Source organism: Streptomyces venezuelae (genome assembly GCF_008642355.1).
GTDB classification, from domain to species: domain Bacteria; phylum Actinomycetota; class Actinomycetes; order Streptomycetales; family Streptomycetaceae; genus Streptomyces; species Streptomyces venezuelae_B.
Window position 1 is genome coordinate 7,902,986 of record NZ_CP029193.1, and the last position, 24,804, is coordinate 7,927,789.

Annotated in this window: 22 protein-coding genes; 14 read left to right on the forward strand and 8 right to left on the reverse strand. The window is 72.4% G+C overall.

Annotated elements, in window-relative coordinates; all coding sequences use genetic code 11:
- Positions 1 to 5 precede the first annotated feature (5 nt).
- Positions 6 to 1,769, reverse strand: coding sequence for an ATP-binding protein (locus tag DEJ47_RS35710; protein WP_150175255.1), 1,764 nt, complete (start codon positions 1,767 to 1,769; stop codon positions 6 to 8).
- A gap of 36 nt (positions 1,770 to 1,805) precedes the next feature.
- On the opposite strand from DEJ47_RS35710, the gene DEJ47_RS37480 reads away from it, so the two are divergent.
- The 3 genes from DEJ47_RS37480 (at position 1,806) to DEJ47_RS35730 (ending at position 5,800) form a co-directional block, all read left to right on the forward strand.
- A complete protein-coding gene (locus tag DEJ47_RS37480; protein WP_150175256.1) occupies positions 1,806 to 2,237 on the forward strand; it encodes a hypothetical protein in 432 nt (143 codons plus the stop codon).
- Between the two features lie 639 nt (positions 2,238 to 2,876).
- On the forward strand, positions 2,877 to 4,850 hold the full coding sequence (locus DEJ47_RS35725) for an ABC transporter ATP-binding protein (protein ID WP_150175257.1): 1,974 nt from the start codon (positions 2,877 to 2,879) through the stop codon (positions 4,848 to 4,850).
- 137 nt (positions 4,851 to 4,987) lie between these two features.
- Positions 4,988 to 5,800, forward strand: coding sequence for a maleylpyruvate isomerase family mycothiol-dependent enzyme (locus DEJ47_RS35730; protein ID WP_150175258.1), 813 nt, complete (start codon positions 4,988 to 4,990; stop codon positions 5,798 to 5,800).
- A 78-nt stretch (positions 5,801 to 5,878) separates the two neighbouring features.
- On the opposite strand, the gene DEJ47_RS35735 is transcribed toward DEJ47_RS35730, so the two are convergent.
- Both DEJ47_RS35735 and DEJ47_RS35740 read right to left on the reverse strand, forming a co-directional pair.
- Positions 5,879 to 6,175 carry a DUF1330 domain-containing protein gene (locus tag DEJ47_RS35735; protein WP_150175259.1) on the reverse strand — a complete coding sequence of 99 codons (297 nt, stop codon included), beginning with the start codon at positions 6,173 to 6,175 and terminating at the stop codon, positions 5,879 to 5,881.
- A gap of 142 nt (positions 6,176 to 6,317) precedes the next feature.
- Positions 6,318 to 6,935: an NADPH-dependent FMN reductase gene (locus DEJ47_RS35740; protein WP_150175260.1), complete on the reverse strand. Its 618-nt coding sequence runs from the start codon at positions 6,933 to 6,935 to the stop codon at positions 6,318 to 6,320.
- Between the two features lie 231 nt (positions 6,936 to 7,166).
- Between DEJ47_RS35740 and DEJ47_RS35745 the strand changes: the two genes are divergently transcribed.
- Genes DEJ47_RS35745 through DEJ47_RS35755 form a run of 3 tightly spaced genes read left to right on the forward strand, consistent with a single transcriptional unit; the run spans position 7,167 to position 9,129 of the window.
- Positions 7,167 to 8,030 carry an ABC transporter substrate-binding protein gene (locus tag DEJ47_RS35745; protein ID WP_150175261.1) on the forward strand — a complete coding sequence of 288 codons (864 nt, stop codon included), beginning with the start codon at positions 7,167 to 7,169 and terminating at the stop codon, positions 8,028 to 8,030.
- A gap of 35 nt (positions 8,031 to 8,065) precedes the next feature.
- Positions 8,066 to 8,395 (forward strand): DUF952 domain-containing protein, encoded by a 330-nt coding sequence (locus DEJ47_RS35750; protein ID WP_150175262.1) that lies wholly within the window; start codon positions 8,066 to 8,068, stop codon positions 8,393 to 8,395.
- A 47-nt stretch (positions 8,396 to 8,442) separates the two neighbouring features.
- Positions 8,443 to 9,129, forward strand: coding sequence for a M15 family metallopeptidase (locus tag DEJ47_RS35755; protein WP_150176107.1), 687 nt, complete (start codon positions 8,443 to 8,445; stop codon positions 9,127 to 9,129).
- A 10-nt stretch (positions 9,130 to 9,139) separates the two neighbouring features.
- Here DEJ47_RS35755 and DEJ47_RS35760 read toward each other — a convergent pair whose 3' ends face one another.
- A complete protein-coding gene (locus DEJ47_RS35760) occupies positions 9,140 to 9,736 on the reverse strand; it encodes a CGNR zinc finger domain-containing protein (protein ID WP_150175263.1) in 597 nt (198 codons plus the stop codon).
- Positions 9,737 to 9,792: 56 nt separating this feature from the next.
- Here DEJ47_RS35760 and DEJ47_RS35765 point away from each other — a divergent pair, with 56 nt between their 5' ends.
- On the forward strand, positions 9,793 to 10,179 hold the full coding sequence (locus DEJ47_RS35765) for a PPOX class F420-dependent oxidoreductase (protein ID WP_150175264.1): 387 nt from the start codon (positions 9,793 to 9,795) through the stop codon (positions 10,177 to 10,179).
- On the opposite strand, the gene DEJ47_RS35770 is transcribed toward DEJ47_RS35765, so the two are convergent.
- Positions 10,163 to 11,194 (reverse strand): tetratricopeptide repeat protein, encoded by a 1,032-nt coding sequence (locus DEJ47_RS35770; RefSeq protein ID WP_150175265.1) that lies wholly within the window; start codon positions 11,192 to 11,194, stop codon positions 10,163 to 10,165. The genes DEJ47_RS35765 and DEJ47_RS35770 overlap by 17 nt on opposite strands.
- A 110-nt stretch (positions 11,195 to 11,304) precedes the next feature.
- The gene (locus tag DEJ47_RS35775; RefSeq protein WP_237527581.1) at positions 11,305 to 12,312 is read right to left on the reverse strand and encodes a hypothetical protein; all 1,008 of its coding nucleotides are present in this window, start codon (positions 12,310 to 12,312) and stop codon (positions 11,305 to 11,307) included.
- 272 nt (positions 12,313 to 12,584) lie between these two features.
- On the opposite strand from DEJ47_RS35775, the gene DEJ47_RS35780 reads away from it, so the two are divergent.
- Positions 12,585 to 14,552, forward strand: coding sequence for a M13 family metallopeptidase (locus DEJ47_RS35780; protein ID WP_150175267.1), 1,968 nt, complete (start codon positions 12,585 to 12,587; stop codon positions 14,550 to 14,552).
- An 18-nt stretch (positions 14,553 to 14,570) separates the two neighbouring features.
- Here DEJ47_RS35780 and DEJ47_RS35785 read toward each other — a convergent pair whose 3' ends face one another.
- Positions 14,571 to 15,416, reverse strand: coding sequence for an alpha/beta fold hydrolase (locus DEJ47_RS35785; RefSeq protein WP_150175268.1), 846 nt, complete (start codon positions 15,414 to 15,416; stop codon positions 14,571 to 14,573).
- 189 nt (positions 15,417 to 15,605) lie between these two features.
- Between DEJ47_RS35785 and DEJ47_RS35790 the strand changes: the two genes are divergently transcribed.
- From DEJ47_RS35790 to DEJ47_RS35800, 3 genes are all read left to right on the forward strand, one after another.
- Positions 15,606 to 16,544: a VOC family protein gene (locus DEJ47_RS35790; protein WP_150175269.1), complete on the forward strand. Its 939-nt coding sequence runs from the start codon at positions 15,606 to 15,608 to the stop codon at positions 16,542 to 16,544.
- A 32-nt stretch (positions 16,545 to 16,576) separates the two neighbouring features.
- Positions 16,577 to 17,524, forward strand: a complete 948-nt coding sequence (locus tag DEJ47_RS35795; protein WP_223828648.1) for a SigB/SigF/SigG family RNA polymerase sigma factor — start codon at positions 16,577 to 16,579, stop codon at positions 17,522 to 17,524.
- Between the two features lie 229 nt (positions 17,525 to 17,753).
- On the forward strand, positions 17,754 to 19,376 hold the full coding sequence (locus DEJ47_RS35800; RefSeq protein WP_150175270.1) for a metallophosphoesterase: 1,623 nt from the start codon (positions 17,754 to 17,756) through the stop codon (positions 19,374 to 19,376).
- Here the strand turns inward: DEJ47_RS35800 and DEJ47_RS35805 are convergent.
- A complete protein-coding gene (locus DEJ47_RS35805; protein ID WP_223828649.1) occupies positions 19,344 to 21,620 on the reverse strand; it encodes an FUSC family protein in 2,277 nt (758 codons plus the stop codon). The genes DEJ47_RS35800 and DEJ47_RS35805 overlap by 33 nt on opposite strands.
- 194 nt (positions 21,621 to 21,814) lie before the next feature.
- On the opposite strand from DEJ47_RS35805, the gene DEJ47_RS35810 reads away from it, so the two are divergent.
- The 3 genes from DEJ47_RS35810 (at position 21,815) to DEJ47_RS35820 (ending at position 24,794) form a co-directional block, all read left to right on the forward strand.
- Positions 21,815 to 22,285 carry a peroxiredoxin gene (locus tag DEJ47_RS35810; RefSeq protein ID WP_150175271.1) on the forward strand — a complete coding sequence of 157 codons (471 nt, stop codon included), beginning with the start codon at positions 21,815 to 21,817 and terminating at the stop codon, positions 22,283 to 22,285.
- 138 nt (positions 22,286 to 22,423) lie between these two features.
- Entirely contained in the window at positions 22,424 to 23,035 is a 612-nt protein-coding gene (locus DEJ47_RS35815; RefSeq protein ID WP_150175272.1) for a PadR family transcriptional regulator, read from the forward strand.
- A gap of 34 nt (positions 23,036 to 23,069) precedes the next feature.
- The gene (locus DEJ47_RS35820; RefSeq protein WP_150175273.1) at positions 23,070 to 24,794 is read left to right on the forward strand and encodes an acyl-CoA dehydrogenase family protein; all 1,725 of its coding nucleotides are present in this window, start codon (positions 23,070 to 23,072) and stop codon (positions 24,792 to 24,794) included.
- Positions 24,795 to 24,804: the final 10 nt, after the last annotated feature.

Below are 24,804 nucleotides of genomic sequence, written 5' to 3' on the forward strand. Positions count from 1 at the left end.
AGTTCTCAGGGCGCGCCTGGCGTGGGTGGGGCGGGCGCATGTTCGCTGCGCGGGGCCGGATCGCCGCCGCGTTCGCTCACCCGCGTTCCCACTTCCCGCATGGGAGGCGGGCCCGACTCGATGGCGGCGATCAGCTGACGGATGAGCGCGGCGCCGGGCGGCCCCGTCAGAACGGCCACCACTCGCTCCTGCACAGCCGCACCCGCCACGTCCGGGGCGCTCCCGCCAGAACCCGTCGGCCCGCGCGGCGCGGCCGCCTCCGCCACGCCCACCGCCCCGGCCAACGCCTTGTGCGCCCTGCGCCACGCGCGGCTGCGCCTGCCACGTAAATGGTCGACGAAAGCCTGCGCATACAGCGTCATCGACCGGGTCCACACATCGTGCCGCGCCTGCGGCCCCGCCGAGGCGCGCCGGACGCTGCGCCACGCCTCCGTCGGCCTCACCCCGGCCTCCGCCACGGCCAGCAGCGCCAGGCTGACGGCGACCGGTGGCCCGTGCTCGGCGTGCACGGGAATCGTGTCGGCCGCCGTCCGCAGATAGGCGATGGCCCGCTCGGTCCGCCCGTCCGCCAGGGCCAGCGCGCCCAGCACGTGCGAGACCCGCCCCACGGTGGCGTCGTCCCCGGCGAACACGGCCACGCGCCACGCCCGGCCCAGCAGTTCGGCCGCCTCGCCGACTGGGGCACCGGCGCACACGGCGAGCCACCCCGCGAGCCACAACGCCTGCCCGTACATCCGCGTCTCGGGCCGGACGAGCGGCAACAACCGACGCAACAGCGCGCGGCCCTCCTCGGCGTGACCGCACACCGCCCACCAGAACCACAGGTCCACGGCGACCGCCAGCGTCGTGGACACCGGGTCCGTGGCGCTCGGCTCCCCGGCCAGCGCCGCACGCAGGTCGGCCTCCTCGTCGCGGACCAGTGCGACGGCCTGCTCGTGCAGCCCACTGCTCCACAAGTGGTGGGCGGTGGAGGCGACATGGCCGTACCAGTACAGGTGGCGGCTGACCGCCGCGGCCGTCTCCCCGGCGGACTGCAGCCGTTCGGCGCCGAACCCGCGGACCGCGGCGGGCATCCGGTAGCGCGGCGCGAGGACGCCGCCGGGGTCACGGACCGGTTCGAGGACAGAGGCGAGCACGAGGCGGGCGAGCGACGCCGGTACGTCCTGGGCGTCGAGACCGCCGCCCGAGCACACGTACGCGGCCGCGTCCTCGTCGAAGCTCCCCGCGAACACGCTGAGCCGGGCCCATACGGTCCGTTCCGCGGTGCCGCACAGCGCGTACCCCGCTCCGACGGCGGCGCGCAACGACCTGTGCCTGCGCAGAGGCGCGTCCGCCACGCCGAGCCAGCCCTGCGCGCGCTCCAGCATCCCGGCGAGCTGGGGCAGCGTGTACTGCGCCGCCTGCGCCGCCGCCAGCTCGATGGCCAGCGGTATCCCTTCGAGCCGCCGACAGATGTCATCCGCGAGCCGCAGCTCGTCCACGCGCTCGCCGGGCGTGGGGTGTGGCCCGGGGCGGTCACGAGGAGGCGCGTCGTCGCGGTCCGCGCGACGTCGGGCGTCCCGCACCCGGGCAAGGAAGAGCGTGGCGGCGGGCCCGGCGCGTTCGGTGCGCTCTGCGGCCTCGGTTCGGTCGACGCGACCCGTGCGCTCGGTACGTCCCGTGCGCTCGGTACGCCCCGTGCCTTCGGTCCCGCCGACGATCTCGGTGTGCCCCGCACGGTCAGTGCGTCCCGTGCCCTCGACCTCGCCCGTGCCCTCGGCGTGCTCCATGCGCTCGGAACGTCCCGTGCCCCCGATCCGATCAGCGTGCCCCGCGCGGTCGGCGTCCCCGGCGCGGTCAACCTCCTCGGCGCCCTCAGTGTGCCCCGCCCGGTCAGCATGCACGGTGCCGTCCGCATGCCCGAGGCCGCACGCACACCCGGCGCCGTCCACATCCCCGACGCGCCCCGAGTCCACGAGGCCCGCGCCGGCCGGCCCACCCCCCAGCGGCCCCAGTCGCAGCACCGCCTCCTCGCCCAGGCCCAGCGGATGACGTCCCGCTGCCAGGACCCGCACCTCCGGGGCCCCGTCGAGGAGCGCCCGTACGACGCGCACGCACTCACCCCGTACCGGATCGAAGTCGTCCAGCACCACGAGCATCCGCCGCGACTGCAGCCGGTCCATGAGCTCCGCGACCCCGACGGACCCGGACCCGAACCCGCGCCTGGACTCGGACCCAGGCCGGGGCCCGGACCCTGACTTGCGCCCGGCCCCGGACCCGGACCCGGGCCCGGACCCTGACTTGCGCCCGGCCCCGGACCCGGACCCGGGCCCGGACCCGGGCCCGGCCCCAGACCCGCCCCCCGACCCCGCCGCAACCCCCCACACCCCCTCCGCCGCGCCCTCCCTCCCCCCGTCCATCGCGTCCACGACCGCCTCCGCGACCGACCGGCGACGCGTGGGGATGCCGTCCCACCACCGCACCCGCACCACACCGTCCGGCATCGCACTCCCGACCGCGGCGGCCGCGTGCTCGGCGAGCAGGCTCTTGCCGATCCCCGCGCCGCCCACCACGGTCACGAGCCGGCCCTGAGCGAGCATCCTGCGGAGCGCCCCCAGTTCCTCGGCCCGTCCGACCAGCACTCCGGCACCCTCCCCCTGTCCGCGCCCTCGCAGCTCCCGCACGTCAGACCTCTGCTCCCGCTCGTGACTCCCACGCCACGCTTCCCTGTGCAGAATCGTCTCTGCACCGCACGCGGCTGATCGGCTAACTTCCTTACGGCACCCCGGGTAGTGACGTGCGGCCCGAATCATGCGGGACGGCGACTCGTCGCATCCCAGTTCGGTGACACCCGCACGTGAGTCAGGTGGATCAGTCCTCGTTGCGTCCTGTCCGACGTGACCGACGCAGCTCCCACCCCCAGAACCACGTCCCCCGCGGGAACCGAGAAGCCGGAGCGGCTTCCCGCGAAGGAGACGTGGCGCGCCCTGTACCGCCACTTCCGCCCGCACCGGGGAGCCGTCGCGCTCGGCGCCTTCCTGACACTGATCGGCTCGGCGACCGGCCTCGCGCAGCCCTTGGCGGCCAAGTCGCTCGTGGACAGGCTCGGCGGCGACGACTCCATCGCCGGGATCCTGATCCTCCTCACCGCGCTGGTGGTCCTCGGCACGGCGATCGAGTCCGTCGGCGCGTACATACTGGAGCGCACCGCCGAGTCCGTGGTGCTCGCGGCCCGACGCACGCTCATCGGGCGGCTGCTGCGACTGCGCCTCGGTGAGGTGGAGCGGACCCAGCCGGGCGATCTGATGTCCCGCGTCACCTCCGACACGACGCTGCTGCGGGCGGTGACGACCCAGTCCGTGGTGTCCGCCGCCTCCGGAGGACTCACCTTCGTCGCGACCATCGTGATGATGGGCCTGATGGACCCGGTGCTGCTCGGCGTCACGCTCGGCGTGATCGTGCTGATCGGCGGCGCGGTCTCCCTCGTCATGCCGAAGATCGCGCGGGCGACCCAGCGCGCGCAGGAGGCGGTGGGGACGATCTCCACGGCCTTGGAGCGGGCGTTCGGCGCCTTCCGTACGCTGAAGGCGTCCGGTGCCGAGCAGCGCGAGTCCGCCGCGGTGGAGGCGGCCGCGCAGGAGGCGTGGCGGCACGGTGTGCGCTCGGCGAAGTGGCAGTCGGTGGCGTGGAGTTCGGTCGGTCTCGCCGTGCAGGTGTCGTTCCTCGCGGTGCTCGGGATCGGCGGCGCGCGGGTCGCGTCCGGCGCGATCTCCGTCTCGACGCTGGTGGCGTTCCTGTTGTTCCTCTTCTATCTGATCGACCCGGTGTCGCGCCTGGTGGAGGCGGCGTCGCAGTACCAGGTGGGGTCTGCGGCGATCGCACGGATCGTGCAGGCGGAGCGCCTGGAGACGGAGCGGACGGAGCGGACGGGGCGCGGGACGGCGGAGGGGGCCCGGGGGGCCGCGTCGACGGCACCCGACGGCGCCGCTTCCGTCGCCTTCGACGACGTGACCTTCCGCTACCGCGACGACCTCCCGTACGTCCATCACGGCGTGACCTTCGACGTGCCGGGTCCGGGCATGACGGCGTTCGTCGGCCCTTCGGGCGCGGGCAAGACGACCGTGTTCGGTCTGATCGAGCGGTTCTACGAGGTGACGGGCGGCCGGGTCCTGGTCGACGGCAAGGACGTACGCGAGTGGCCGCTGGCCGACCTGCGGGCCACCATCGGGTACGTGGAGCAGGACGCGCCCGTGCTCGCGGGCACCCTGCGCGAGAACCTTCTCTTCGCGGCGCCCCACGCCACGGACTCAGAGATACGGGAAGTCCTGGTGCGCGCGAGGCTCGACGCGGTCGTCGAGCGGCTTCCGGAGGGCCTGGACACGGTCGTCGGCCACCGCGGCTCCAAGCTGTCGGGGGGCGAGCGCCAGCGGGTGGCGATCGCCAGGGCGCTGCTGCGGAAGCCGCGCCTGCTGCTGCTCGACGAGGCGACCTCGCAGTTGGACGCGGTCAACGAGCTGGCGCTGCGGGACGTGGTGGCAGAGGTGTCCCGCGAGGTCACGGTGCTGGTCGTCGCCCACCGCCTGTCCACAGTGACTCTGGCGGACCGGATCGTGGTGATGGACGCGGGCAGGGTACGCGCGGTGGGCACGCACGCGGAACTCGTGACGGCGGACCCGCTGTACGGGGAACTGGCGGCGACACAGTTCCTGGCGACGGCGCCCGGCCCGACGACCTCGACGGCGCCGGTCCCGTCAGCGAGCCCGGAGCCGCCGACGGGCGGCGTTGCGGTGCAGACCGGTTCACCCACGCCACCGGACCCACAGACGTCACCGGCCCCACCCACCTCACCGACCTCGGTCGAGTCCATATGACCGGCAACCGGACGCCCTCCCCGCAGGCAAAGCCCCTATCCTCACTCCCACCCGTATGCCGCGCCACCGCCCCCTCCGTCCTCTCAACCCCCTGGTTCGTGCCCAGCACCTTGCGGTCCGTGGTCTACCGTGACGCCATGACGCGTCCGAGCCTCCACGCGGTCCTCGACCGCTACGCCGACCGAATCACCGACCAGACCGCCCAGTTGACCTCGACCGTGGCGGGCGCCGACGCGACCGCGCCCGTGCCCGGGTGCCCCGGCTGGACCCTCGCCCACCTCATGCGTCACGTGGGCGGCGCGCACCGCTGGGCTGAGACGGTCGTCCGGACCCGCGCCACCGGGCCCGTGCCGGACGAGCAGGTCAACCTCGTCACACCCGAAGCGGACGACGACGTCCCTGCGCTGTCCGCCTGGCTCACCGAAGGCGCGGCGCAGTTCGCGGACACGTTGCGCGAGGCGGGGCCCGAGGTGCGGGTGTGGACCGTCGCGCCGGGCGGCACACCCCTCTTCTGGGCGCGCCGCATGACGTACGAGACGGTCGTCCACCGCTTCGACGCGACCGCCGCGGTCGGCGGAACGTACACCCTCGACCCGGACGTGGCCCTCGACGGCCTCGAAGAGTGGCTGGAGTTCAGCACGCTGCCCCAGGCCTACGCGTCGGAGGCCGAGCTGCGGACACTGCTGAGCCCCGGCCGCACACTGCACTTCCATGTCACGGACGCCCCGGAAGGGACGGGGGAGTGGCTGATCGACCTCACCGGGGCGCCGATCACCGTCTCGCACGCCCACGAGAAGTCGACCACAGCAGTACGCGGCCCGCTCACCGACCTCCTGCTCCTCCTCTACCAACGCCGCACCCCGACCCCCGCCGAAGGAATCGAAGTCCTCGGCGACGAGGCCCTGTTCACCGACTGGGTGCGGGGCGCGGGGCACTGGCTGCGAAGGTGAGCCGGTCGGTCACCAGCCCGAAGCCATGCCCGGCGGCGACAAGACGGTCCGGCGGCACGCGCCCTACGCCTGCGCGCTCTACACCGGCCCGCCCTCCGCGAACAGCAGACGCATGTCGATCGCCGACTCCCTGACCGCCCTCGCCCTGGTGTACTCCGGCGAGCCGTACCACTCCTTGATCCGGGCCATGTCCGGGAACTCGACCACGGCCACGATCCGGGACGCGGGCCATGTGCCCTCCGCGGCCTCGGGCAGGGCGCCCTCGACCAGGTAGCGGCCGCCGTACAGCCGGACCGACGGCTCCGCCAACGTCCGGTACTCGGCGGCGCGTTCCATGTCGAGGACCTCGGCGTCGACGATGACGTAAGCAGGCATGTGAGGATCCGTTCGGAGAAGTGGGCGAGGACATGCCGGATGATTCCCGAACTCCGTGGAAAAGACGTCGAGTCGAGGTGGGGCAGAGGTTGAGGCGGCGCCCGGCGATGGTGACGATGCCTCGCGGAGGGGGCGGAGCGGTTCAGGCCGCGTACGGACGCACCGTCTTTCCGTCGCGCAACGTGCGGCCCCACCAGATGAGTTGGTCGAGCATCGTCTTGGCCGCGGCCTCCGGGCCGGCGGGGTCCAGCGGCTCGCCGGACGCGTCGAAGCAGCTCCGTGCGCCGTGGAAGCTCACCGTGTCGCGGACCGTCACCGCGTGGAGCTCCGCGTAGACCTGCCGCAGGTGTTCCACGGCGCGCAGGCCGCCCGACAGGCCGCCGTAGCTGACGAAGCCCACCGGCTTGGCCCGCCACTGCGCGTAATGCCAGTCGATCGCGGTCTTCAGCGACGCGGGATAACTGTGGTTGTACTCGGGCGTGATGACGACGAACGCGTCCGCCGCGTCGATGCGCCCGGCGACCTCGGAGACCTCCGGGCCCGGCCGCCCGGACAGCCCCTCCGGGAGGCGCGCCTCGGCCAGGTCGATCACGTCGACGGCCAGATCGTGGCGGTGCGCGGTCTGGCGCAGGAACCAGGCGGCGACGGTCGGTGCGAAGCGGCCCTCCCGCGTGCTCGCGACGACGACGGCCAGCCTGAGGGCTTCCGTGTCGCCCTCGTGGCTCTCCCTGGCGCTCCGCTGCGTGTCGTGCGTGTTCATGTGTGCCTCCCCGGCTCGGTGCGCGCTCGCGCCCGACACCGACGAAACTACGAACCCGCCCTCCGCCCCCACATCTGTCGCACGACCGGGATCGGTACCTGCGCGAGGCCTAGGCCCCCCGGCGGAGTGAGCCCCCGACCCGTGTACGCCGGGGTGCGCCCGGGCAGGTAGCAGCGGGACGGCCACGATGGGACGGGCCACGGCACGGGACGACAGGAGGAGTCGGCGATCATGGCACAACACACGGCCAGCGGCTGGGAGTTCACGGACGACAGGGACCACCTGGTGAGGGCCGCGCGCCGCCCGTCCCGGCTCGTCGCCTACGTGCCGACCGGTGCGGCCCTGCACGACCACGGCATACGGCCCGTCGGCATCTTCGGCTCCGCACACGACGACCCGGCCCTGCCCGACCCGGCCAAGACAGGCAGCCTCCCCCTCGCCGACCTCCCTTACTTCGGCGCGGGCCCCGCACTCGACCTCGACGCCCTCCTCGCCGCCCGGCCCGACCTGGTCGTGGCCCTCACCTACGGCGGCGGCCAGGTCTACGGCATCGACCCGGAGGCCGCCAAGCACCTGGAGGAACAGATCCCGCTCGTCGTCCTCGACGTCGGCGGTGGCCGCAGCCTCACCGGGATCAGGGACCGCCTCATCGCCCTCGCCCGCAGTCTGGGGGCCGGGCCCGACCCGGCGGCGGACGCCGAACTCGTCTCCGCAGAGCGGAGATTGACCGCTGTCGCCGCGGTCCCCGTACGTTCGCGTGTCCTCGCCCTCTCCCCGGCGGGACCCGACTCCGTCCACCTGGCGAGGCCCTACGCCTGGCCCGACCTCGCCGCCCTCGCCGGGTTCGGTGTCGGCCTCGTGGACCCCGCGCCGGGGCAGGGCGCGAACTGGTCGACGACGACCTGGGCCGAGGCGGCCGCACTGGAACCCGACCTCGTCCTCACCGACGTACGGGGCAACGCGGCGGCCCTCGGCGACGCCCTCGGGCCGCGCATTCCCGCCCTCTCCTGGAACCCGGAACTGCCCCCGAGCGCGCGGGAACACGCCCGGTTCCTCACCGCCGTCGCCGAGGCGCTGGAGGCCGTACGGCCCTGACACCGACGGTCGCGCCGTCCGCGTACCGTTGATCCATGACACGACTGCTGCACATCACCGAGCGCGCCTTGTGGGACGCCGCGAGGAAGACCGGGACGTACGAGATGTCGACCCGCGGCAAGACGCTGGGCGACGTGGGCTTCATCCACTGCTCGCTGCCCGAGCAGCTGCCCGGGGTCGCCGCGTTCGTCTACGGCGGGTACGACGGGCCCGACGAGCTGGTGGTCCTCGGTATCGACAGCGAACGTCTCACCGCGCCGGTGCGGTTCGAGGCGCCGCGGCCCGGTGCGGAGGAATTCCCGCACCTCTACGGGCCGTTGCCCGTGGACGCGGTGGTCGACGTGTCCCCGTGGGGTGCGGCGTGACGACGGTCTCGACAGCCGCCGCGGGCGCCTCCGGTGACATCGTGCTGATGTCGGACCCGCTGGTCGCCGCCGTGCCCGTGCGGGAGTGCGGGGAACGGCTCGTCGACGTGCGGACGGCGAAGGGCGAGGGGAGCGGCCGCTCACTGCTCGTCGACTTCCGGGAACAGGCAGGGGACGACACCTCGTTCGCGCTGCTCCGCGAGGGCGTCCTGCGACGGCTCCTGCACGCCGAGGAGCTGCTCCCGACGGGCCTGCGGCTGCTGTTCGTCGAGGGCTACCGGCCGCCGGCTCTGCAACGCCACTACTTCGAGGAGTACGTGGACCAGCTGCGCGCCCTCCACCCGGAACGGCCCGCCGACGACATCCACGCCGCGGCCAGCCGCTACGTCTCCCCGCCCGACATCGCCCCGCACAGCGCGGGCGCGGCCGTCGACCTGACGCTCGCCGACGCCGAAGGACGCGAACTCGACCTCGGCACCCGCATGAACGCCGACCCCGAGGAGAGCGAGGGCGCCTGTTACACCGACGCGCCGCACATCGGCGCAGAGGCGCGCGCCCACCGTGCCGTCCTCGGCGCCGCCCTGACCGGCGCGGGCCTCGTCAACTACCCCACGGAGTGGTGGCACTGGTCGTACGGCGACCGCTACTGGGCGCTGGCCTCGGGGGCCCCGGCCGCGCTGTACGGTCCGTGCGACGCGGACGCCTCCGACCGCGGCCGAGGGCCCCTGCCCTGACCCGCCCGCGTCAGCCCTCCTCGGAGCGGCGCGCACGCAGCGTCCGCACCTTGTGGCGGTTGCCGCAGTGTTCCATCGAGCACCAACGGCGGCGGCCGGGACGCGAGGTGTCGACGTAGACCAGGGCGCAGTCCCCGGCCGAGCAGGTGCGGATGCGGTGCGCGAACGGCCCGGTCAGGAGGTCCACCGCGTCCCGTGCGACCGTGGCGAGCAGCCGGGTGCCGTCCGCGGGCCCGGCCCAGGACCGCGCGCCGTCCGGCCCGACGGCCGGGATCAGCGGAGCGTGGGCCGCCGCCGTGTTGACGGCGGCGATGTCGGCAGGGTCAACGGGTTCGTCCAGGGCCCGCGCGGTCGTCACGCGGAACAGCGCGTCGCGCAGCCGCCGGGCGTCCGCCACCTCGCCGTCGGAGATCCGGAGGACCGGGGTGGGCGTCAGCCGTGACCGCTCCGCCCAGTCGGCCAGGTCGCCGGGCGCGTGCAGCACCTCGTACCGCCGGTACTCGCCCGGACCGCCGGTGGGCAGGAGCTCCAGGCAGAGGGCACCGGGGTCGAACCGGAAGGTGGACCCGCTGAAGGAGCGCAGCACGAGGCCGGGGGGCTGTTCCATGTAACCAATATAAGGAGTTACGCGGCTCGCGTGCGGCGCGCCCCTAGACTCAGGGCATGCCCGACACCTCGCTGGCACAGCTCAGCTCCGGAAAGTACCTGCTGGTCAGCACCTACCGGAAGGACGGCACCCTGGTGCCGACGCCCGTCTGGGTCGTCGAGGACGGCGACGCCCTCGGCATCTGGACGCCCGGCGAGTCCTGGAAGGTGAAGCGGATCCGTGGGCGCGCGGACGTCATGGTCGGCCCGTGCGACCGGCGCGGCAGGCCGACCGGCGAGCAGGTGCCCGCCACCGCCGAGATCTGCCCGCCCGACGTCACGGCCCGCTACCGCACCCTCATCCTGCACAAGTACGGGGTACCCGGCTTCCTCACCCTCTTCGGCAGCCGGATCCGGCGAGGCCTGAAGGGCACGGTCGGAATCCGCATCACGCCGGCACCCTGACGGCGGGGGCCGTCTCCGCGCGGAACGCGACGACCATGTCGCGGGCGTGCCGCAGCCCCATCCGGTCGAAGTCCGCCTCCAGGGCCGACAGTTCGGCGAGCGTCGCCGCATGGTCGCGCCCCAGCCGCGCCCGGCACTTGACCAGGCCGAGCCGGGACAGCGCGGTGCCGCGCGGCTCCCGCATCGCGGTGAACTCGTCGAGGGCGACGGCATACGTCTCCCGCGCCGCCTCGTACCGCCCGGCCCGGTACAGGACGTTGCCGCGCATCTTGTGGTTGTAGGCGAGCGCGCTCGCCAGATCCATGGCCCGGCACACGCCCTCCGCCTCGGAGAGCAGCTCCAGGGCACGGCCCGGGTCGCCCCGCAGGGACAGCACGTCGGCCACGCCCCGCAGCGACCAGGCGCGCCCCCGCGCGTCGTCCGCGTCGGTCGCGATCCGCACCGACTCCTCGAACAGCTCCAGGGCCTTCGCGTGCTCGCCGCGGTTGCGGTGCATCTGCGCCATCCCGGTCATCGCCCACACCATGTGCCGCGCCTCGCCGTGCGCCCGCCCCTGTTCGAGCAGCTCCTCGTGGAGCGCGGCGACGGCCGCGTAATCCCCTTGGATACGGCCCGTCTCGGCGAGACCCGCGAGCGCGTAGCCGTGCGCCAGCCGGTCACCGCTGCCCGCGGCCAGCTCCACGGAGTGGGCGAGCAGCCGCCGCGCGAGCCGCAGCGCCCCGCACTGCCGCGCGAGGGTGCCTCCGCTCCACAGCGCCCACGCCATGGCCCCCGCGTCCCCCGCGGCGCGGGCACTGCGGTAGCTCTGCCGCCAGGCGGCACCCGCGTCGTCGACCCGGCCGAGCCGTCTGCTCGCCTCCGCCAGCGCCAGCGCCGCGCGCGCCCGCTCGGCCGCGCCGCCCGCCCGGGACAGCGCACGGCCGGCCGACGCGCGCACGTCCTCGTACGAGGAGTTCACGCTCAGCTCCGAGCCCAGCTCGCCCTGGTACTCCGGGGCGAATGCCTTGACGTACATGGATGCGCAGCCCTTCGATCGTCCGGCACAACGGCATGATCGAAAAGCTATGAGCCGGGCCCCGGGCGGCGAATCCCTCCCGGTGCGGGTCCTCGCGTACGACTCGAGTGCTACGCGCGTCCGTCCTGATCGGCCTCGGGACGTACGGGCATCGCCGTCTGGAGGGCCGTGATGCACGCGCCGATGGCCTGCTGGAGGTCCTCTAGGCGCTTCACCATGTCGTCCTCGTAGATGTCGTCGATGTCATCGACGTCGTCGAACGTCAGCTCCTCGAAGACCTTCGTGGCCTTCTGCAGGCTGCTGTAGAACTTCGCGCGCCGCTCCTGGACCCGCAGCTCCGGGTCGCTCTGGACGGTCTGCGCCACCAGGTCGCGCACGGTGTCGTACGCCTCGCGCGCCCACTCGCCGGACTCCTCGCCGTCGTCCAGCTCGTCGATGAGGGACAGGTGGCGCTCGGCCTCCTCGCGCAGCTCCGCCGGAGCGTCGATCATCTGCCCGGCGGGCGTCTTGACCTGGCCCTTCTCGACGATCTGGCGGACGTAGTCGACGCGGTCGCCGGCCTTGGACTCGGCGGCCACGGCCTTCTTGAGGTCGTCGGTGCGGACGATGTCGCGGACCAGCTCGGTGCGGAGCGCCGGGTCCTCGTCGAGGCGGTCCATCAGCGCCTTGCGCGCCGCCTCGGCGGTGCCGGGGTCGGCGAGGATCGCGGCGCGCAGCGCGGTCGGATTCTCCGCGACCTCCAGGGCCTTGGTGGGGCGGATGCCCTCGGCCTCGGCCGCCTGCGTGATGGCCTCGCCGCGCTGGGTCAGGGCGCTGGAGCGGGCGGTGTAGTACGACAACCAGACGTCGGCGTCCGGCAGGTCCACGTCCATGCCGGGGGAGAGCGCCTCGAAGTGCGGCACCATCCCGTCGTCGGCGGCCTTGTCCCACGCCTTGTAGTACCGCATGACGCGGTCGGCCGAGCAGCCCGCGAGCTCCGCGAACTCCTTCGCGGAGACCTTCGGCGTCTCGCCCGCGCCCTGCCCGCCGGGTCGCACGCTGCGGGCGACCTTGAGACCGAAGGCCCAGCCGCCGGTGCGCGCGTAGACCCCGAAGTCGCGGGCGTCCTCGGCGATCAGCGCGGCCGTGTCGGCGGTGGCCTCGGCGGAAGCGGCGCCTTCGTGGGACGCGGCGTCTTCCTGGGACGGGACGATGGCTACGGTCACAGAGGTGCTCCTGGGATGTCACAGGCGTACGAAGGTTGACGCGACACTTTATCGCTCCTAATGAGATGTTTTGCGCGCGAGTTGGCGTGCCGCCGGGCCGCCCGGGAGCGGCTCGCTGTTCGCTCCCCGCCGAACGGCGTCCGAAGCCCGTCGTGCCGGGGCGACCCCTCGCATAGGCTGCCTGGATGAGCATTCTGGATGACGCCCGCCCGGGCATGAACCCCGACATCAGGCCGCAGGACGACCTCTTCGGCCACGTCAACGGCGTCTGGCTGGACACCGCGAAGATTCCCGACGACCGCTCCAGCTGGGGCCCCTTCGTGGAGCTGGCCGACACCGCGGAGCAACAGGTCAAGACGATCATCCAGGAGCTGGCCGACGAGGTCTCGGCCGGCCGGGGCGAGGTCTCCGAGGACGCCCGCAAGATCGCCGCGCTGTACGCCTCCTTCATGGACGAGGACACCATCGCCGCCCGCGGTCTCGCCCCGGCCCAGCCCCTGATCGACGAGGCGCTGGCCGTGCGGGACACCCGGGAGCTCGCGGCGTTCATCGGCCGCTTCGAGCGCATCGGCGGCTCCGGCCTCTTCGGCGCGTACGTCGACACCGACGACCGCGACTCCGACCGCTACCTCTTCAACATCCTCCAGGGCGGACTCGGCCTCCCCGACGAGTCGTACTACCGGGAGGACAAGTTCGCCGAGATCCGCGAGAAGTACGTCGCGTATCTCACCGAGCTCCTCACCCTCGGCAAGCACGCCGACCCGGCCGCCGCCGCGCGGACCGTCCTCGCGCTGGAGACGAAGCTCGCCGCGGGCCACTGGGAGCGCGCCGAGACCCGCGACGTCCTCAAGACCTACAACCTCACCACCGCCGACGAGCTCGTCGCCCTGGCGCCGGAGTTCGACTGGCACGGCTACGCCACCGCGCTCGGTGGTTCGGACGCCACCATCGCCGAGACCTGCGTCCGCCAGCCGTCCTACCTGACCCACCTCTCCGGACTCCTCGCCGAGGTGCCGATCGAGCAGTGGCGGGACTGGCTGCTCACGCGCGTGCTGCGCGCCTGCTCGCCGTACCTCACGGACGAGTTCGTGCGGAACAACTTCGAGTTCTACGGCCGCACCCTCAACGGCACCCCGGAGATGCGGGCCCGCTGGAAGCGTGCCGTCGCGTTCGTGGAGGGCTCCATCGGGGAGGCCGTCGGCAAGCAGTACGTGGCACGGCACTTCCCGCCGGCCTCCAAGGCCAAGATGGACGACCTCGTCGCCAACCTCCTGGAGGCCTACCGACAGTCGATCGCCCGCCTCGACTGGATGACCGACGAGACGAAGGAGCGCGCGTACGAGAAGCTCGCGACCTTCCGTCCCAAGATCGGTTACCCCGACACCTTCCGCGACTACTCCGCGCTCCAGGTCTCGCCCGACGACCTCCTCGGCAACGCGCAGGCGGCGGCCGCGTTCGAGTCCGACCGGGAGCTCGCCAAGATCGGTTCGCCGGTCGACCGCGACGAGTGGTTCATGCTGCCGCAGACGGTCAACGCGTACTACAACCCGGGCACCAACGAGATCTGCTTCCCCGCGGGCATCCTGCAGAAGCCGTTCTTCTCGCCCGACGCCGATCCGGCGGAGAACTACGGCGGCATCGGCGCGGTCATCGGCCACGAGATCGGCCACGGCTTCGACGACCAGGGCGCGCAGTACGACGGCGCGGGCAACCTCAACGACTGGTGGACCGCCGACGACAAGACGGCGTTCGAGGCGAAGTCGAAGGCGCTCGTCAAGCAGTACGACGCCTTCTCGCCCCGCAACCTCCCCGGCGAGTTCGTCAACGGCTCGCTCACCGTCGGCGAGAACATCGGCGACCTGGGCGGCCTGACCATCGGGCACACCGCGTACCTGATCTCCCTCGACGGGGCGCCGATGCCCGAGAGCGACGGCATGACGGGATCGCAGCGGCTCTTCAAGAACTGGGCGTACTGCTGGCGGACCAAGCGCCGCAAGGAGCAGGAGCAGCAGTACCTCACGATCGACCCGCACTCGCCGCCGGAGTTCCGCGCCAACATCGTCCGCAACCTCGACGAGTTCCACGAGGCGTTCGGCACGGTGGAGGGCGACGGACTGTGGCTCGACCCGTCGGAGCGCGTACGGATCTGGTGAGGCAGGGGCCTGGGCCCCCTAGCCGATGAACGACCCGGTCGCCGCCACGAACGCGGCCGGGTCGTCCAGCCAGGGGAAGTGCGCGGCGCCGGGCTGCACCACCAGCTCGGCGCCCGGGAACAGCTTCGCGAGCTCGGCCATCGCGGGCGTAGGGGAGTTCAGGTCGGCCTCCCCGGCGAGCACGAGCACCGGGCACTCCAGCCGTGCGAGCGCGGCCCGGGTGCCCTCCGGGTCGTAGGCGCCCTCGGCGCCGAACGCGGCGGCCGCCTCGTCGTTGCGCTGCCCGTCCTCCGCCGCCCGATGGGCGCGCGCCGCCTCGTCCCAGCGGCCGTAGGCGAACGGCGCGATCGCCTCGAATGCCTCGGCCGTGGCCCGGCCGCCCACGATCTCCTCCAACGCGGCGAACGCCTCAGGGAACCACGGCTCGTCCCGGCGCAGCAGCGCCGTCTCGCGCCGCACGGAGCCGTCGACCGCGATGCCGACGGCCATCACGCTCGGCGTGATCAGCGCGAGCCTGCCGACGCGCTCCGGGTGCAGGGCCGCGTAGAGCACCGCGAGATTCGTGCCCCCGGAGTGCGCCAGCAGATCCAGCCTCTCCAGACCGAGGTGCACGCGCAGCGCCTCGACATCGGCCACGAGGCGGTCGCAGCGGTACGAGGAGCGGTCCTCCGGCACGGCGGAGCGGCCGGTGCCGCGAAGATCCAGCAGGAGCAGCGGCCGCCGCGCGGCAAGGCCTCCCAGGTCGCCGAAGTACGCGGAATCCTGCATCGGCCCGCCCGGCAGACAGACCACGGGGGTACCCCCTCCGTCCCCGAGGACGCGGTAGGCGAGCTGGGTTCCGTCGGGTGCGGCAAAGATCGGCATGACCGTGACCATGTCAGCAGCGCAGGTCCGGTGCAAACGCATGGCCGGGCCTTTCGCGCCACCGCCCGCAGGGCCTAAGTCCCCAGGATCCCTGCGGAAGGTCCCGGTACGCGAGCTTCCGTTTGCGGAACCACTGCCGGGACCGCACATACCGGGTGAAAAGAGAGCGCTGTGCACAGGGACATCGATATGGACAGAGACCGGGAGCGGCGGGCCCGGGGCGAGGCATCGGGCCCGGTCGCGAACGGCCGGGACAGGACGGACCGACGCGTGTGGATGGGCGACGGTTCGGCGCGCAGGACCGGCGGCACCCGCCTCATCCCGACCGGCGCCCGCAAGCCGGCCCTGTCCGGCGGGAGCCTGCCGCCGACCCTCGGGAAAGCCCGCGGCGCACCCTGTTGGCTGAGCCTCGCCTCGCGGGACATCCGGGCCGCCGAGGAGTTCTACAGCCGGGTGCTGGGCTGGTGCCACGTCCCGCTGCTCGGCTCGCCGCGCCGCCCTCGCTCCCTCGCCCTACAGGCCGGAAAGCCGGTCGGCACCCTCAGCGAGACCGCGTCCGACCTGGGCGTCTACGCCGGCTGGATGCCGTACTTCGCCGTCGAGGACGTCGACGTCACGGTGGCGAGGCTCCATGAGCGCGGCGCCACCGTGGCGGTCGGCCCACTGGCGACCGGCGCCGGACGTGTCGTGGTCGCGGCGGGCCCCGACGACGCTGTGTTCGGACTCCGCGAGCAGGCTCCCGACGAGCGCTGGACGGTGGGCGAGGGTCCGGTCGCCCGGCTCGAACTGCTCACCCGGGACATCTTCGCCGCCGCGCTCTTCTATGGCGGCGCGCTCAACTGGGCGGACTCCTCCTGCGACTGCTGCGAGGTGGAGTACGTCGACGGGCAGATCCTGGTCCGCGACGGACTGCGCACCGTCGCGGCGCTGCGGGACGGCACACCGCCGGGCCTTGAGGGCCGCCACCGCTGGCACGCCTGCTTCCGCGTGCCCGACGTCGACTCGGCCGCGGCCGCCGCTGTGGGCCGGGGCGGCCGGGTGATCACCCCGCCGCAGGGGCCCCCGCACCGGCGCGAGGCCGTCCTCGCGGACCGCGAAGGCATCCCGTTCACGGTGGTGGCGAGCTGAGTCCGCGGGCCGGGATGCCGGACAGCCGAGGCATGGAAGTCGAGAACGTCGAGAACGTCGAGAACGTGGAGAACCAGACGATGTTTCTTCGGCAGAAGGGTGTCGACGACGCCGTCGACGACGCCGCGGAGCCGATACGGCGGACGCGGGACGAGATCGTGGGACTGCCCCGCGTCGTGGAAGCCGACCAGGTCGCACCGAAGGACGCCCGCGAGCTGTCGAAACTCTTCTTCGACCGGCTCCAGACCCTGGAGGAGGGATCGCCCGACTACCTGTACGCACGCAACACCCTGATCGAGATGAACCTCTCCCTGGTCCACTACGTCGCCGGCCGGTTCCGCAACCGCGGCAACGGGCAGCTGGAGGACATCGTCCAGGTCGGCATGGTGGGTCTGATCAAGGCGATCGACCGGTTCGACGTGCGCCGCGGCTTCGAGTTCGTGTCGTTCGCCGTCCCCTGCATCCTCGGCGAGATCAAGCGCCACTTCCGCGACACCAGTTGGGCCGTCCACGTACCGCGCAGGCTCAAGGAACTCCGCACCGAACTGGTCAAGTCCCGCGAGCAGCTGTTCGCCGCGCTCGGCCGCGAGCCGACCGTCCGGGAACTCGCGGAGGACCTGTCGGTGACTGAGGAACAGGTCCTCGAAGTGATCGTGGCAGCCAACGGTTACGCCGCAGGATCCCTCGACTCCCGGCACGGCGGGAGCGAGGACGGGACCACGCACAAGAACAACCGCTCGCTCGCCGACGTCATGGGGGAGCCGGACCCCGCCATCGAGGTCATCGAGAACATCCACGCCCTGGCGCCGCTCCTCGCGGAACTCGACGAACGGGAGCGCCGCATCATCGAGATGCGCTTCGGCCACGAGATGACGCAGGCGGAGATCGGCAGCGTCATGGGCATCTCGCAGATGCACGTGTCACGCCTGCTGGCCAAGACGCTGGCCCGCCTGCGGGCGGGGATGCTCGCGCACGAATAGGGCGGGCGGCGCGTGCCGGGTGCGCCGGTCCCACAGGTGCGCCCGGCGGGGCGCCCGCCGACGGCAGCGGTGCCCGGGAGCGTCGTTGACGGGTACGCCGTTCATGGTCAAGTCACCGGAAGGTAACTGGTCTGGACCCAGTGCCTCACCAACGAGGCCTAGCGTCACGGGGGTTCACGCCGGGCGGCACGCATCGTAGGCCCGGCCATAGGCAAGGACCCGGGCCCCTGTGAGACGTACCCCCTTCGTGATCGCCGCCGCGTCCCTGGCGCTGCTGCTCCCGGCCGGCGCCCACGCGACCGCCCCGACCGCTTCGACCACCCCGACCACCCCGACCGCCCCGCCCACCTTCGGCACACCGGGCGGACGATACGAGCGGCCCGTCTCCCTGACGCTGCGGGCCGAACGCGGCACCACGATCCGGTACACCCTGGACGGCACGACGCCCACCCGCGCGGACCGCGCCGTCGTGCCGGGGCAGGCGTTGCGCCTGACGAAGGACACCAACGTCACCGCCGTCGCGTTCCGCGGGGGCCGGTCGAGTGTCCCGGTGTCGGCCGGCTATCTCGTCCGGGGGAAGGAGAAGCCCGTCGCGCGGCTCGTCGTCATGTCCGACGTGCACATCGGGGGCCACGAGAAGAACGACAAGAAGTACGAGAGCTTCTTCGACACCATCGGGTCGGTCTTCCCGGAGCCGGACGCGATCCTCTCCAACGGCGACATGATCAACGACAACGGAGACGGCCGCGGCGGCGACCACCGCATCGTCTCCGAGATCTTCCGCGCCAACCTGGAGCGGAAGGGCATGGACGACACGCAGGTGCTGCTCTCCCACGGCAACCACGACGCGAGCCTCGCCGACATGCGCGCCCACTACCCGCGCGCCTGGTTCCCCGACGCGGGCGGCGGCTACTACGAGTCGACCGTGCGCGGCCTGCACGTGCTCACCGTGAACACGGAGACGTACGACTCGGACCGCGCGCAGCGCGCCTGGCTCAAGAAGCGGCTCGCCGAGATCTCCGCGGACCCGGCGAACGCCCGCACCCCCGTCCTCGTGCAGGGTCACCGGCCCGCTCCCGGCACCGCGATGGACGGTCAGCAGGCCTCGAACCCGCGGCTCGCCGAAGATCTCGCCGCCCACCCGCAGGTGATCTACTTCTCCGGCCACTCGCACCTGAACATCAACGACGAACGCTCCGTCCACCAGCGCGACTTCACCGCCGTCAACGACGGTTCGATGTCGTACGTGGAGATGGACCACGGCTACCAGGCGATCACGGAGACGGGCCTCGCGGACCGCTTCGAGGCGCCGACCGCGCAGGCCCTGTTCGTCGAGGTGTACCGCGACCGCACGGAGATCGCACGCGTCAACATGGCCGCCGACAAGCACGACATCTACACCGGCGGCAAATGGTCGGCCGACTGGCAGCCCCCGTACGCCAGCGCCGGCACCCTCGCAGGACCGGCCTGGACCGTACGTCTCAAGGGCAGAAGCCCGCAGGAGACCAAGGACGCCTTCACCTACACCGACGCCCGCCGCAACACGACCGCACCGAAGTTCACGGACCGCCGCCCGCTCGCCCTCGCCGACGGCGGCCGGACCCTGCGCGTCCGGCAGGCGCGCGACGATCAGATGGTGCACCACTACCGCGTCGACATCGAGAACCCGGCGACCGGTACGAAGCTGCTCTCGTCGAAGGTCCTCTCCGAGTACTACTTCATGCCCCGCCCCAACTCCCTGGACATCCCGCTGCCCGCCACGGAGAAGGGCACACGGTACGTGGCGCGGGTGAGGGCGGTCGACGCGCACGGCAACGCGTCACGGGAGACGACGCTCGGGTTCGGAGGCTGACTCGGGCGCCGCGAGCGGAACCCCCAACGGGCGGGCCAGACCGACGATGCCCTCGTCGAGCCGTTGCAGGTGCCGCAGCACGCGGAACGCCACCGAACCGGTCCGCAGCACCTCGTGGCGGCCGCTGTCGAGCATCGAGGCGATGCTCGACCCGGACTCGATGACGCCGTCGGGCTCCTCGTCGCGCACCTGGGCCGCGATCAGGTCGATGTTGTGCGTGATGCGGCGCCCGGCGAGCGCGAGGCGCGCGTCGGCCGCGACGCTCTTGCTGGAGGGCACCAACTCGGCCGTCGCCGCCAGCGAACGGGCGTGGTAGGCGCAGGTCTCCAGGAGCGCGACGATGTAGCGGGCCGTCTGCCTGCGGGCCCGCAGCGGGGCGATCGGGTGCGTCAGCGGTTTCGTGGAGCTGCGCAGATCGTCCAGCGCGGTGTCCAGGTCGCGTGCCAGGTCCACGAGGTCGACCGCGGGCCCGCCACTGAGCTGCGACACGGCGGCCGACACGACGTCCCGCAGCCGCCCGAGAACCGTGCCGAGCTCCTCGTCGGTGCGGTGCGAGGTACGCACCGGAAGCACCAGGACCGCCGCGATGATCCCGCAGGCCGCGCCCAGCGCCGTCTCCTCGATCCGCAGCACCAGGACGTCGAGGCTGTACGTGTTGAGCAGGGTGTAGAGCAGGCCGAGCATCGCCGTGACGAAGAACGACATCATCGCGTAGGAGAGCGGCGCGGTGAAGAACATGCCGAAGACGCAGAGCACGACGAGGGCGAACGCCGCCCATGTGTGGTTGCCGACGGCGCCGGCCAGCGCCACCCCGGCCACCACGCCGAGCACCGTGCCGACCAGGCGACGGTAGCCCTTGACCATGATCTCGCCCGTGGACGCGGTGTTGAGGAAGACGACCCAGCAGGTCAGCACCGCCCAGTACCACCGCTGCGTGGACAGGAACTCGCCGCCCACGATGGCGAGCGCGGAGCCGACCGAGACCTGCACGGCCGCCCGGGTGGTCGGCCGCCGCAGTCCGGTCTGGTCCTCCGCCGCCTCCGCGGCCTCACCGGATATCGAGATCTCCTCGGCCTCGAACTCCTCACGCGACCGCATGACCTCCGGGCTGTCGTACTCCTCGTCCTGGGCCCCGTCGGTCGCGAGCCGCAGCCCCAGGATGGCGCGCGCCGCCTCACCGATCGCACGGAAGCAGTCCTGGATCGCCGGGGAACCCTGCGGCAGGCCCTGCTCCTCGCGGTAGCCGAGCAGCCGGTTGCGTACGTACGGCAGCGCCGTGCCGCGGTCGTCGGGCACCAGGCGCACCACGAGCAGGTGCAGGGCGCGCAGGTCCCTGCGCAGGGCGGTGCCCGCGTCGGGACCGATGCGGCCGCGCCGGGAGAGGGGGACGGGGGCGCTCGGCAGGTGCAGGGTGAGCGTCTCCACGCGTTCCGCGCTGCGGGCGTTGAGGAGCAGGACGCCGAGGCGTTCCGCGGCGATCTCGGCGTCGGCCACCCTGCGCTGCAGCAGCGCCGCCGCCGCCGCGTCGCGCGAGCCCTCGTCCAGCCGCCCCTGGATCATCAGCGCGGCCTCGTGCAGCCGTGCGGTGCTGCGCCGCAGGTCGTCCAGGACCTTCTCCGGGCCCTCGCCGGAGTCCGTGTCCGCGTCGAGCAGTTCGATCTGGTGGGCGATGAGCTGGGCGAGCCGTGCCCGGAACGCCTCGCGCAGCCGCGCCAGGGTGCGCTCCGGGGTCTCCGGCACCACGGCGAACCGCACGACCGCGCTGCTCGCGAAGGCGATGGTCAGAGTCAGATAGAGCGTGGGCAGCGCAGACGTGGACGCGCTGACGAAGAGCGAGACGAAGTAGACCTGGAAGCCGATGAGCCCGAGCGCGGTGCCGCGGTCGCCGAACCGGCGGCAGTAGACCGCACCGAAGATCAGGACGATGAAGAACACGTCCCCGGCCACGACGCGGGAGTTGAGCAGCGCCCCCAGCGAGATGGCCGCGAGCGCGACCGGCAGCCCGAGCGCCAGGGTGATCGCCTGGCCCCGCACCTCCTTCTCCTGGATCGCGAACGTGGCGACCATCGCCGTCATCGCGCCCGCGACGAGGTGCGTCACCGACGTGCCGAGCGGCGCGAGCACGGCGAGCGCGAGGAGGATCGCCCCGACCGTGCGCAGTCCCGCCATGAGCCGCAGGAGCCCGGGGTCGGATGCCGAGTAGCGGTCCCAGATGCCCTTCGCCGTCCGTCGTACCACTGCCATCGTGTCGCCCGTACTCCCCGTCGCTCGCTCGGTGCCTGTCGGTGATCCCCAGCATCGCACGACACCGTTTCGGGAGGTCAACGGCGTGGGGCGGGCTGCCGAACGGCGTGCGCCGCCGGTCGAGTAGGGTTTCGCTCCCGCACTCGAGGAGGCACCGTGGCGCCGATCACCCGCACGTCGCACAGGACCCGGGCGTGACGGCGCGCGTGGCGGTGGGCGACACCGTCGAGGACTTCACGCTGCCGGACGAGACCGGCACGCCGCTCAGCCTCTCCGAACTCCTCCGGGACGGCCCGGTGGTGCTGTTCTTCTACCCGGCGGCCCTCACCCCCGGGTGCACGGCGGAGGCCTGCCACTTCCGTGACCTCGCCGCCGAGTTCGACGCCGCCGGCGCGCGGCCCGTGGGCATCAGCGGCGACGAGGTCGACCGGCAACGGGAGTTCACGGAGCGTCACACCCTGGGCTTCCCGCTGCTCGCGGACCCCGAGGGCGTGGTGCGCGGCCGGTTCGGCGTGACCCGCGGCTTCTCGCTCGCGCCCACGAAGCGGGCCACGTTCGTCATCGGCAAGGACCGCACGGTGGTGGAGGTGGTCCGCAGCGAGTTCCGGATGAGCGCCCACGCGGACCGCGCACTGGCGGCGGTGCAACGCCTGGCCACGGGCTGAGCCTGCGCGGACCCCGGCTCATCGCGAGGCGTGGAGCCAGTCCGTGTAGGGGTGGGGCGGGTGATCGTGCAGGTGAGCCGCGTCTCACCTGACCTGTGCCGCTTGTCTATGCAACGAGTTGCATAGAAGGATTCGGGCATGGCGCTCGAGCACGCGATTCTCGTCTCCCTGCTGGAGAAGCCGGGCTCCGGATACGAACTCGCCCGGCGGTTCGACCGGTCCATCGGCTACTTCTGGGCGGCCACCCACCAGCAGATCTACCGCGTCCTCAAACGCATGGAGGGCGACGGCTGGATCGACGTCCGCGAGGTGGTCCAGCAGGACCGGCCGGACAAGAAGGAGTACTCCGTCGCGCCGGCCGGCCGGGCCGTGCTTTCCCAGTGGCTGCACGAGCCGATCGAACCCGAGAGCGTCCGGCACGAGCTCGCCGTGAAGATCCGCGGCGCCGCCTTCGACGACCCGGCCGCGCTGATCCACGAGGTGGAGCGGCACCGCCAGGCCCACGCCGACCGCCTCGCGCACTACCTCGCGGGGGAGCGGCGCGACTTCACGAGATCGGGCACGGGATCGGGCACGGGCACGGACGCCGCGGCCCGCGACACGCCCGGGGCCGAGGCCCGCGCGCAACTCGACGCCGGACAGGAACTCCAGCACGTCGTGCTGCGCGGCGGCATCGCGTACGAGCGGATGACCCTCGCCTGGCTCGACGACGTGCTCGCCACCCTCCACCGACTCGACCCCGAGCGCTAGCGCACCCCCCTACCTCCTGGAAAGGCGAACCGCCATGGCCGACCCGCTGCTGTTCAACCCGAACACCTACGACCCGACCCACTTCGACCCCGAGACCCGCAGGCTGCTGCGCGCGACCGTCGACTGGTTCGAGGCCCGCGGCAAGCGCAAGCTGATCGAGGACTACCGCACCCGCGCCTGGCTCGCCGACTTCCTGGAGTTCTCCGCGAAGGAAGGGCTGTTCGCGACCTTCCTCACCCCGGCGTCCGCCGCGGGCGAGGGGCAGGACGACAAGCGCTGGGACACCGCCCGCATCGCCGCGCTCAACGAGATCTTCGGCTTCTACGGCCTCGACTACTGGTACGCCTGGCAGGTCACCATCCTCGGCCTCGGCCCGGTCTGGCAGAGCGAGAACCCGGCCGCCCGCACGCGCGCGGCCGAACTCCTCGCGCAAGGCGAGGTGTTCGCCTTCGGCCTGTCCGAGAAGAGTCACGGCGCCGACATCTACTCCACCGACATGCTCCTCGAGCCGGACGGCGACGGCGGCTTCCGGGCCACCGGCTCCAAGTACTACATCGGCAACGGCAACGCCGCAGGACTCGTCTCCGTCTTCGGCCGCCGCACTGACATCGAGGGCCCCGACGGCTACGTCTTCTTCGCCGCCGACAGCCGCCACGACGCCTACCACCTGGTCAAGAACGTCGTCGACTCGTCGAAGTACGTGAGCGAGTTCCGCCTGGAGAACTACCCGGTCGGCCCCGACGACGTGCTGCACACCGGCCGCGCCGCCTTCGACGCCGCCCTCAACACCGTCAACGTCGGCAAGTTCAACCTGTGCACCGCCTCGATCGGCATCTGCGAGCACGCGATGTACGAGGCGGTCACCCACGCCCACAACCGCATCCTCTACGGGCGCCCCGTCACCGCCTTCCCGCACGTGCGTCGCGAGCTCACCGACGCCTACGTCCGCCTCGTCGGGATGAAGCTCTTCAGCGACCGCGCCGTCGACTACTTCCGCTCGGCCGGCCCCGACGACCGCCGCTACCTCCTCTTCAACCCCATGACGAAGATGAAGGTGACCACCGAGGGCGAGAAGGTCATCGACCTCATGTGGGACGTCATCGCGGCCAAGGGCTTCGAGAAGGACAACTACTTCGCGCAGGCGGCCGTCGAGATCCGCGGTCTGCCGAAGCTGGAGGGGACCGTCCACGTCAACCTCGCGCTGATCCTGAAGTTCATGGGCAACCACCTCCTGAACCCGGCCGAGTACGCACCCGTACCGACCCGTCTCGACGCGGCCGACGACGCCTTCCTCTTCCGACAGGGCCCGGCCCGCGGCCTCGGCGCCATCCGCTTCCACGACTGGCGCACCGCCTTCGACGCATACGCCGAGGTGCCCAACGTCGCCCGCTTCCGCGAACAGGCCGACGCCCTCTGCGAGTTCGTCACCACCGCCGCCCCCGACGAGAAGCAGAGCCGCGACCTCGACCTGCTCCTCGCCGTCGGCCAGCTCTTCGCGCTGGTCGTGCACGGCCAGCTGATCCTGGAGCAGGCGCGCCTGACCGGCCTGGACGAGGACGTGCTCGACGAGCTCTTCGCCGTCCTCGTACGCGACTTCTCCGCGCACGCCGTCGAACTGCACGGCAAGGACTCCGCCACCGAGGCCCAGCAGACGTGGGCGCTCGGCGCGGTCCGGCGCCCGGTCGTCGTCGACGCCCGTTCGGCGCGTGTCTGGGAGCGTGTCGAGGCGCTGGCGGGGACGTACGAGATGGCGCCGTGACGGGCGAGGG

Excerpts from the sequence above, each read along its gene's own strand:
- DEJ47_RS35710 (WP_150175255.1), bottom strand. The coding sequence starts at position 1,769 with ATGGAGCACGCCGAGGGCACGGGCGAGGTCGAGGGCACGGGACGCACT.
- DEJ47_RS35730 (WP_150175258.1), top strand. The coding sequence starts at position 4,988 with ATGACGCGTCCGAGCCTCCACGCGGTCCTCGACCGCTACGCCGACCGA.
- DEJ47_RS35735 (WP_150175259.1), bottom strand. The coding sequence starts at position 6,175 with ATGCCTGCTTACGTCATCGTCGACGCCGAGGTCCTCGACATGGAACGC.
- DEJ47_RS35740 (WP_150175260.1), bottom strand. The coding sequence starts at position 6,935 with ATGAACACGCACGACACGCAGCGGAGCGCCAGGGAGAGCCACGAGGGC.
- DEJ47_RS35745 (WP_150175261.1), top strand. The coding sequence starts at position 7,167 with ATGGCACAACACACGGCCAGCGGCTGGGAGTTCACGGACGACAGGGAC.
- DEJ47_RS35750 (WP_150175262.1), top strand. The coding sequence starts at position 8,066 with ATGACACGACTGCTGCACATCACCGAGCGCGCCTTGTGGGACGCCGCG.
- DEJ47_RS35755 (WP_150176107.1), top strand. The coding sequence starts at position 8,443 with ATGTCGGACCCGCTGGTCGCCGCCGTGCCCGTGCGGGAGTGCGGGGAA.
- DEJ47_RS35760 (WP_150175263.1), bottom strand. The coding sequence starts at position 9,736 with ATGGAACAGCCCCCCGGCCTCGTGCTGCGCTCCTTCAGCGGGTCCACC.
- DEJ47_RS35765 (WP_150175264.1), top strand. The coding sequence starts at position 9,793 with ATGCCCGACACCTCGCTGGCACAGCTCAGCTCCGGAAAGTACCTGCTG.
- DEJ47_RS35770 (WP_150175265.1), bottom strand. The coding sequence starts at position 11,194 with ATGTACGTCAAGGCATTCGCCCCGGAGTACCAGGGCGAGCTGGGCTCG.
- DEJ47_RS35780 (WP_150175267.1), top strand. The coding sequence starts at position 12,585 with ATGAGCATTCTGGATGACGCCCGCCCGGGCATGAACCCCGACATCAGG.
- DEJ47_RS35785 (WP_150175268.1), bottom strand. The coding sequence starts at position 15,416 with ATGCCGATCTTTGCCGCACCCGACGGAACCCAGCTCGCCTACCGCGTC.
- DEJ47_RS35790 (WP_150175269.1), top strand. The coding sequence starts at position 15,606 with ATGGACAGAGACCGGGAGCGGCGGGCCCGGGGCGAGGCATCGGGCCCG.
- DEJ47_RS35795 (WP_223828648.1), top strand. The coding sequence starts at position 16,577 with ATGGAAGTCGAGAACGTCGAGAACGTCGAGAACGTGGAGAACCAGACG.
- DEJ47_RS35805 (WP_223828649.1), bottom strand. The coding sequence starts at position 21,620 with ATGGCAGTGGTACGACGGACGGCGAAGGGCATCTGGGACCGCTACTCG.
- DEJ47_RS35815 (WP_150175272.1), top strand. The coding sequence starts at position 22,424 with ATGGCGCTCGAGCACGCGATTCTCGTCTCCCTGCTGGAGAAGCCGGGC.
- DEJ47_RS35820 (WP_150175273.1), top strand. The coding sequence starts at position 23,070 with ATGGCCGACCCGCTGCTGTTCAACCCGAACACCTACGACCCGACCCAC.